Below are 7,615 nucleotides of genomic sequence, written 5' to 3'. Positions count from 1 at the left end.
TACCTTGTATATATAATAAATCAATGAACACACAATCGATATAATGTACAAAAGAAAAGACATCCAAATGTGCCTTGTGATTTAAACTACTTTAACTTTAATAATATGTATTGGACTCCCATCCCAATATTATTTTAACGCACTAAGCAATTTTGGACATTGAGAAAGAATAAAAGCACTCTTTCGAGTGCTTTTAACTATTCAACTTTTAACTTAATTTCTTTACCTGTCATACCGCCGCTAGCTTTTAAGAAAATGCCTTCAGCGTCTTTTGGTATATCAAATACAATTTTACCTGTCTGTGTTAGACCAGGATTCAATTGTTTTAAGAAGAAGTCAGTTTTCCCACCATTAGCTAAGTCAAAAGATGTTTGACCTTGTGTTGAATATGTGAATTCACGACCTTTGTTATCTACCAATTTAAAACTATTAGCATCAACAGTGATGGCATCTTTCTGATCATTAGTAAGTGTAACTTCTAAAATTTTAAAGACACCTTGTGCTTGTTCCTTTGTATATTCATTACCCACAGAATCTACTGTTTCCATAGATCCTACAGCGATTTTCACATCAGAAGATACACCTTCTTTTGATACTGCTGTAGTGTCTGTTGAAGTTTTTTCTGTTGAATCTCCACCACCAGCAACCATAGCAATTATTCCGATTACAAATAAAGCTATAATGCCTAGGCATCCAAACTTAAATATTTTTCCCACGTTTGTTCCTCCAATTATGTAAAATGTAAGATTGCCTCTATAATAATACCAAATTATATATCTTTTAATTGTCATATTATGTCGAAAGGAAATAAAAAGATATTTTGGAAGTTTCAGATTAGCTTTCTGTCCTATAATCTATTATTTCTGATGTACATCTTATTCATAAATAAAAGACATTCTAAGGTGCCTTTCTCCGCCATGAACCATCTTAATTTTAATAATATGTATTGGACTTCCATCCTCAACTAATGGAAAGAAGAGATGATTCAATTATGTACCAATTTGGAGTGTCTCCCATATAGTAGTCAAAAGGATAGCAAGTTGTTAACATTAGTTTTGGCTCATTTTCTTTAGAAGATGTGGAGGAGTTATCAGAATCATAAAGAGGAAAAAATGATTTTGGAATTAGCGAGATTAAATAAAAAGGGCTAGGATTTTGCTCCTAGCAAAGAGTTGTGCCGTACAGAAAGGTGTCGTTTGCAAACCTAATGTTCGGTGTTTCATTATATAATGTTTCTAAGGTGTAAGGGTTGAATCATAACAATATTTACGTAACTTTTACATGTGATTGAAGTATTTGATTAAAACAAAATTTGAATTTTATGGAACAGCAGAATGAGGAATATGCTTAGAGTATTAGCGAAATCCAACCCTAATCAATTCTTCATCGTTTATTTCAATTACGAATCTATATTCTTTGTTTAATAGCCAGTAATAAAAACTGACTGCATCAACGTCAACTAGTGATTGGAATACTTTATCAAGATTTGTACTTACTACAGGGATTTCATAGTTATCCCATATTATAAAAATCTGTTCATCAAAATCTAGTTGGTTTGCTCTAATAAGGGAAATTAGTTGTTCTTTGTTCGAAGCTATGAATTGATTATCTATCTGTTCCCAATCTATTCTTCCCGAGATAGTTATAGGAAATGAATTCATTAAAATAGTAGCAATCTGCTGGCTTTTTTCTTGGGAGAAAATGAGAGTTTCGTTTCCTAGGGATTCAAGGCATTCACTAAACAAAGGGTTTGTGTCATTGTTGTTTTTGGTTTTCAGTGCTCTTAACTTTTGTCGCAATTTCCATTGTCTTGACGGTCTATCATCCATTTTTAACATTCCTTATACAATTATTTGAAGAATGAGTATAGCACATAATGGTAGGCCTTATGAAAATAAACTTTTTAAATATAAATTAAACAAAAGCATTATTTGCAAAAAGAACCCCATACGGAAAGATAAGAGACCATCAAAAAATGTTTCATAAAGATATCGCAAACCAATCAATTCGTTATATGTAATATAAGAATTGATTGGTTTGTGAAAAGAATAAAAGTGCATAGAGAAGAAGCCCTAGGCTTAGGGGCCTAGGGCTTCTCATTTTGGTATATTTCACACGATATTATAAAAAGAATAGAACTTACTGAAGATAACACATGAATGTTTCGTAAATGTATCAAAAAAGTTATTTTAATTGTAGCAGCCCCTTGGAGGGCGCTCTAAGGGACTAAGATTCGAGAATTTTTAAACTCTTGTTTAATTACACGAGAACTCCCTAAGGAGTATATATGGAATTTTAACACTTGATAAAGTATTTTTACAACTATATATTAAGATTTTTGTATAAATTTTAATGAAAAATGGCCCTTACTACTATGAAGAGCACCATAAACAGAGAAAAGTCGTATGTGAATCTATATGAGAACCACAATAAAATTTTAATATTTAAATGCATAGTTTCCTATATAAATTAAGAGTAATGAAAAAGATGTTATTTGAGAGAATTGTGATTATTCGAATGTGTTTCATCCATTTCTGCCTCAATAATAGTAGCAATAATTAATACGCAAGCAATTAAAATACGTAAAATTATTAATATAGCAAAAGTAATTTTTTTGCTGTATCTCCTTTTGGAGCAAGAATAGCTAAAACAATTAAGATAGATAGTATAAAAATAAAAGTTAAAGGATCGACGTGTACATACATAGAAAATGAACTGAAAAATAAGATTGAAGTTAAAAAACTTGAAATAAACGAAGATGACTAACAAGAAACGTAAGTTATTAAAGGCTTAATAGATAACAGAGTCATGCAGATTGGATGATGGGACTACTGGTTATGTATGTTCTCCTTATTCAATAATAAAATATCAAAATTTCACGTACCGTATATAAATATAAAAACCAAAATTTAGAAATAGGGGGATTATTGATAGAGCAAATAACATTATTACCAGTAATGGACAAAGAAATGAAGAAGAGGTTGCAACAGGAAGTGGTCAGTATTTTAAAAGAGTATCGCACCTTAAAAGCACGTTTTAATAATGGGGTCGCGCCAACTAAACGCGAATTTCGTATGCTAAGGAATTTCTAAGTTAAAAACTGGTTTTTTCCGTACGTTAACAAAGTTCCTTAAACGACATTTAATTTTTGTTATGGGACTTTGTTTTTAGTAATGAGTTTTAGAACGGGTTTTTAACCGTAGTTCTTTCAGTTTTGTTAGAACTAAATAGAGTTCCTTAAACGGTCCTTTTTGGCACTTGGGTGTCTACATGAATTCACTAAATATATCACCTTCCATTTGTTATGTTTTTCAAAATAACTATTTACAAATAATTTACATTAGTGTACCATTTGTCTAGTACACTAATACAGAGGAGGAAAGAAATGAAAACTGAGTTTTCTCCTAATACCCCTATTTATGTTCAGGTAATGGAATACATCAAAAAAGAAATTGTAACAGGACGTTTGGCGCCAGGTGAAAAAATTCCTGCTGTACGTGAATTAGCGGGTGAATTACAGGTTAACCCAAATACAATTCAACGTACGTTTCAAGAGCTAGAACGGGAAGGTATTGCTGAGTCACGAAGAGGAACAGGAAGATTTGTAACAATGAATGAAGAAAAAATTACAGAGCTACGCAAAGAAATGTCAAAAGAGTTGCTTGATAATTTTATAAATGGAATGAATAACTTAGGGTTTATGGAAGAAGAGGTTCTCTCAATGCTCCGTTCTTCTTTAGAAAAGAAAAAGGAGGGAAATGAATGAAAGAATTATTGAAAGTTGAAAATCTGTCGAAAAGATATGATTTAAAAACAGTGATTCAAGATGTAAGCCTAACAATCTCAGAAGGAAAAATTATCGGTCTTGTTGGTGAAAATGGTAGCGGGAAAACGACATTATTAAAAATGATTTCGGGTTTACGTTTTCCTTCTAAAGGAAGTATTACAATTAAAGATAAAAAGGTGGGATTAGAAACGAAAAAAATCGTTTCATTTATGCCCGATAGTCCTGTTTTTGAAAAATGGATGACCGTAAAAGATGCTTTGTTGTTCTATCGAGATATGTATGCTGATTTTGATCTACAACAAGCAATAGAATTAATAGCTAACTTTAAAATCCCAATAGAGGAGAATATAAGCAGCTTATCAAAAGGGAAAACAGGGATATTACAGCTAATATTAACCTTTTCAAGGAAAGCAAAGGTATATGTATTAGACGAGCCATTAGGTGGAATTGATCTTATTTCTAGAAAGCATGTATTAGATTTAATTCTTAACTTTTATCGTGAAGATAGTACCATTCTTATTTCGACTCATTTAATAGAAGAAATTGAAAATATATTTGATGAGGTAATCTTTTTAAAAGACGGGAGTATTGTATTGCATGAAAATGTAGAAGAAATTCGTTTTCATCATGGAAAAGCAGTACATGAGTTATTTAAGGAGGTTTTTGAGAAATGAATCCACTTTTTCGTTATTTATTTAATTGTAATAGAAAAAAGATAGCCGTCTTTTATTTTGGATTTATTACTATTTCGTTACTTCTTTTATTTAATATGATGGGACTATCGAAGGTTACAAATCAGCTTACAAAGGATATAACATTAGGTATATTTATTTCAATAATAGGTAGCACTGCATTTTTACTGATTTTAATAGCTTTGCCCTCTTTTAATAAAATGCTAAAAAATACTATGATACGTTATACAGCCATCTCAGGAAAAAAATATATATATGCAAATTTATTCTTTTTCACGTTAATGTTTATTCTTTTACTAGTAATAGGCTTAATTTTTCTATACTATTTCTCCCAGAGTACCTACGGTGGAAAAGTAGTCGGGGGATACCAACAAGAATTTCATGAGTTATATGCATATGGATTTCTTCATCACATCCTTTCTGTTTTATTATGGGGAATCGATTTCATGAGTATATTAATCTCCTGCTATTTCATCATGGTAATTACAAAGCTGATTCCTATAAAGTCATCAATGAGTAAGATGGTTTTATCTGTTATTTTCTTTGCTTTATTTTTAACAATCCAAACATTAGTACTGGATGTTTTAAGTAAATTAGAGAAATATGTAATCACCATAAAGAGTACGGGATTCATAGATAAAAATGGTTTTATTGACACATCACTGTATCCTAGTGAAGGATTCACTATTTTAGATGTATGTTTTACTTGCTTATTCATTATTGTCCTAACAGCTATTACAGGTCGTATCATTGATAAAAAATTAGAAATATAAAGATCTGCTTCAAAGGTAGAGTGTATTTAGGAAGGAAAAATGAGAACAACTAATCCAATATTAAAAAAAGAAAAATTTCATAAAGAGAATACAAATGCTTCTACAATGACTATTGGCGGAACGATAGCAAAAACATTCATTTTGCTTATCTTACTTCTTGCAGCGTCTGTCTATTCATACGTACAGATGACACAAGGGACAATGAAAATACCTGTGTTAATTGGAATTATAATAGTTACTCTAATTGTCGCATTTGTAGTTATATTCATTCCTCGTATATCACCAATCTGCGCACCGATTTACGCAGTATTACAAGGGATTTTATTAGGAAGTATTTCAGCGTATTATACAATGCGATTTGGTGATTCTATCGCTTTAACTGCCGTATTACTAACAATTTCGATTTTATTTGCCATGTTAGTGTTATACGCAATTCGAATAGTAAAAGTAACTAAAAAGTTTCGTGCGGTTGTAACGGTTGCAACACTTGGAATTTTTATTATGTATTTTATTGTTTTCTTATTGAGTATCTTAGGGGTGACTGTTCCATATATTCACCAAGGTGGGACAATTAGTATCATCATAAGTTCAGTTGTAATTGTTGTTGCTGCATTAGATTTATTGCTAGATTTTGATTCAATTGAAAATGGTACTCAGAGTGGAGCACCAAAGTATATGGAATGGTACAGCGCAGTAGGGCTTATGATGACATTAGTATGGTTATACCTGGAGATCCTTCGTCTGGTTTCTTACATTATGAAAAACAAAGACTAGAAAACATCCTGCATGGTTCAAACATGCAGGATGTTTTTGTATCTCGTAATATTAATTAGGTTACGTTAGTCAGTGGAGAATGTCGAGGAACTATTCCAATAGCTATAAGTGTAGCTAACATAAGAAACAGAATTAAAAACACCCTTTTGAAATTATAACCACGTTTATTACCAACTATTTGATCAGATTTACATTTCCTACAAAGAATCCGCCTTGTTACTTTTTCTTGTTGTACTATCATGTCTAACTATCCTCAACTACATATAATTACTATATTTTAATTATATGATATTAATAACTAAATGGGATACATCTATTATTAAAAAAAGAAAAAATGTAATAAATTGTAATATTTATATTTTTAAAAGCATCGACAAAATGCCGACAAAAAAAGGGGGGATTTTGATAATGAAATCAACGGTATTATTAATGTATAAGCCCTTTGAAAACCGCATATCGAAGAGGATTAGTACACCTATAAGTGAAGTGTCACGATAATGTATACCACATAGTAGGGCGAGAAAGACGGTAAGAACCAGCGTTAAGATGAAAAGACCAATGAATGTATAACAATGACATATTCCAGTGTGGCGGGTGTGAGTGCAAATAAGGTGCTTATGGCCATAAATCTTAACATTAAGCATCCATGACAGGTGCTTTTTTCTTTGTTATATAGAAATTACACATTAAATGTATTTAATGTGTAATCTAGATATAAAGATATTTGATAATCATACAATGATATGGAAGGGTCTTTTCTAACGTGTTAGTTACCTCACAGTATATGTATCTTTTGGCGCCTGGGCGAGGGTGCTTTTTTTATTGCACATTATTATAAGGACAAGCATATAATGCAATAGGACAAGTTCTTCGTGTCCTATTCAATGCTCAGGATAAACCCCAATTCACATTGAGAGCACCAATAGCAGGGTGCTCTCTTTTTATTGAAAAAATGTATAAATATATATAATATGATTATTGGATTTTCATTTCAATATAAGGGGTATAAATTCGATGCGACGTAAAAAGGATTTGTTAAAACAATGGAAGGTGGATTTGCAAGTTGTTCAAGAAGAAAAGAGGATGAAGAAGAAGTCTAAGAATAAGAAATATATCATTCCTGGTAATACAGCAGGATTCATGAATGGAAAAAATACTTATCGTAAAGAAAATGGGGTATGGAAGCAAAGAAATAAATGATTTGAGAATAAATAGGTTTATAACAATTATTGTAGGCGCTTCCCTGGTCTGGGTGGCTCTTTTTTTATTATTTTAGCCAAGAAGAATCCTTCCTCAAGGAGCGGCGAAGGGGCACAGTCTAGTGAGTAGGCGGGAGATGAATAGGCTTTGAACAAGAGATGACAGGAATCCCTCACTTCTAAACGAAGTTAACGTGGGGGTAGTTCAAGTAATGGATAGATATATTGTTTAAAGTTGCAAAAAGTAGTTTGCACATTATCAAATGGGAAAGTAAGAGGGGGGAACATATCGCGTTTGCAATTTTTTTGCTTCTTTTTTTATTTGTAAATAGGTTTAAGAAGCTTTGAGGAAAAACGGGATTTTAATAAAGTTAAACAAAAAATCAATTT

The 7,615-nt window shown here is 31.5% G+C and carries 8 protein-coding genes and 1 pseudogene; 6 read left to right on the top strand and 3 right to left on the bottom strand.

All coding sequences use genetic code 11. The annotated features are described in order from the left end of the window. Positions 1 to 197: 197 nt before the first annotated feature. From DN403_RS27605 to DN403_RS27600, 3 genes and pseudogenes are all read right to left on the bottom strand, one after another. Complete coding sequence (locus DN403_RS27605; protein WP_098300790.1) at positions 198 to 716, bottom strand: DUF4352 domain-containing protein; 519 nt, start codon at positions 714 to 716, stop codon at positions 198 to 200. Between the two features lie 244 nt (positions 717 to 960). Further along, a pseudogene (locus DN403_RS32420) lies at positions 961 to 1,062 on the bottom strand (class D sortase); the annotation flags it as partial. A 293-nt stretch (positions 1,063 to 1,355) separates the two neighbouring features. Next, positions 1,356 to 1,829: a CDI toxin immunity protein gene (locus tag DN403_RS27600; RefSeq protein WP_149185975.1), complete on the bottom strand. Its 474-nt coding sequence runs from the start codon at positions 1,827 to 1,829 to the stop codon at positions 1,356 to 1,358. A 1,098-nt stretch (positions 1,830 to 2,927) separates the two neighbouring features. Here DN403_RS27600 and DN403_RS31410 point away from each other — a divergent pair. From DN403_RS31410 to DN403_RS27560, 6 genes are all read left to right on the top strand, one after another. Beyond that, on the top strand, positions 2,928 to 3,092 hold the full coding sequence (locus DN403_RS31410) for a hypothetical protein (RefSeq protein WP_179958951.1): 165 nt from the start codon (positions 2,928 to 2,930) through the stop codon (positions 3,090 to 3,092). 293 nt (positions 3,093 to 3,385) lie between these two features. After that, a complete protein-coding gene (locus DN403_RS27590; RefSeq protein WP_149185974.1) occupies positions 3,386 to 3,766 on the top strand; it encodes a GntR family transcriptional regulator in 381 nt (126 codons plus the stop codon). Beyond that, positions 3,763 to 4,461 carry an ABC transporter ATP-binding protein gene (locus DN403_RS27585; protein WP_149185973.1) on the top strand — a complete coding sequence of 233 codons (699 nt, stop codon included), beginning with the start codon at positions 3,763 to 3,765 and terminating at the stop codon, positions 4,459 to 4,461. Before DN403_RS27590 ends, DN403_RS27585 begins: the two co-directional genes overlap by 4 nt. Beyond that, a complete protein-coding gene (locus tag DN403_RS27580; RefSeq protein ID WP_149185972.1) occupies positions 4,458 to 5,252 on the top strand; it encodes an ABC transporter permease in 795 nt (264 codons plus the stop codon). Before DN403_RS27585 ends, DN403_RS27580 begins: the two co-directional genes overlap by 4 nt. A gap of 39 nt (positions 5,253 to 5,291) precedes the next feature. Next, on the top strand, positions 5,292 to 6,026 hold the full coding sequence (locus DN403_RS27575; protein WP_149185971.1) for a Bax inhibitor-1/YccA family protein: 735 nt from the start codon (positions 5,292 to 5,294) through the stop codon (positions 6,024 to 6,026). Positions 6,027 to 7,040: 1,014 nt separating this feature from the next. Then, on the top strand, positions 7,041 to 7,226 hold the full coding sequence (locus DN403_RS27560) for a hypothetical protein (protein ID WP_149185968.1): 186 nt from the start codon (positions 7,041 to 7,043) through the stop codon (positions 7,224 to 7,226). Positions 7,227 to 7,615: the final 389 nt, after the last annotated feature.

It is taken from the genome of Bacillus sp. AY2-1 (genome assembly GCF_008368965.1).
Lineage (GTDB): Bacteria > Bacillota > Bacilli > Bacillales > Bacillaceae_G > Bacillus_A > Bacillus_A thuringiensis_S.
Note: the sequence above shows the minus strand (reverse complement) of the source record. Positions and strands in the feature narration are given on the sequence as shown.

Coding starts and splice junctions, on each gene's coding strand:
- DN403_RS27600 (WP_149185975.1), bottom strand. CDS start 1,829: ATGGATGATAGACCGTCAAGACAATGGAAATTGCGACAAAAGTTAAGA.
- DN403_RS27590 (WP_149185974.1), top strand. CDS start 3,386: ATGAAAACTGAGTTTTCTCCTAATACCCCTATTTATGTTCAGGTAATG.
- DN403_RS27585 (WP_149185973.1), top strand. CDS start 3,763: ATGAAAGAATTATTGAAAGTTGAAAATCTGTCGAAAAGATATGATTTA.
- DN403_RS27580 (WP_149185972.1), top strand. CDS start 4,458: ATGAATCCACTTTTTCGTTATTTATTTAATTGTAATAGAAAAAAGATA.
- DN403_RS27575 (WP_149185971.1), top strand. CDS start 5,292: ATGAGAACAACTAATCCAATATTAAAAAAAGAAAAATTTCATAAAGAG.
- DN403_RS27560 (WP_149185968.1), top strand. CDS start 7,041: ATGCGACGTAAAAAGGATTTGTTAAAACAATGGAAGGTGGATTTGCAA.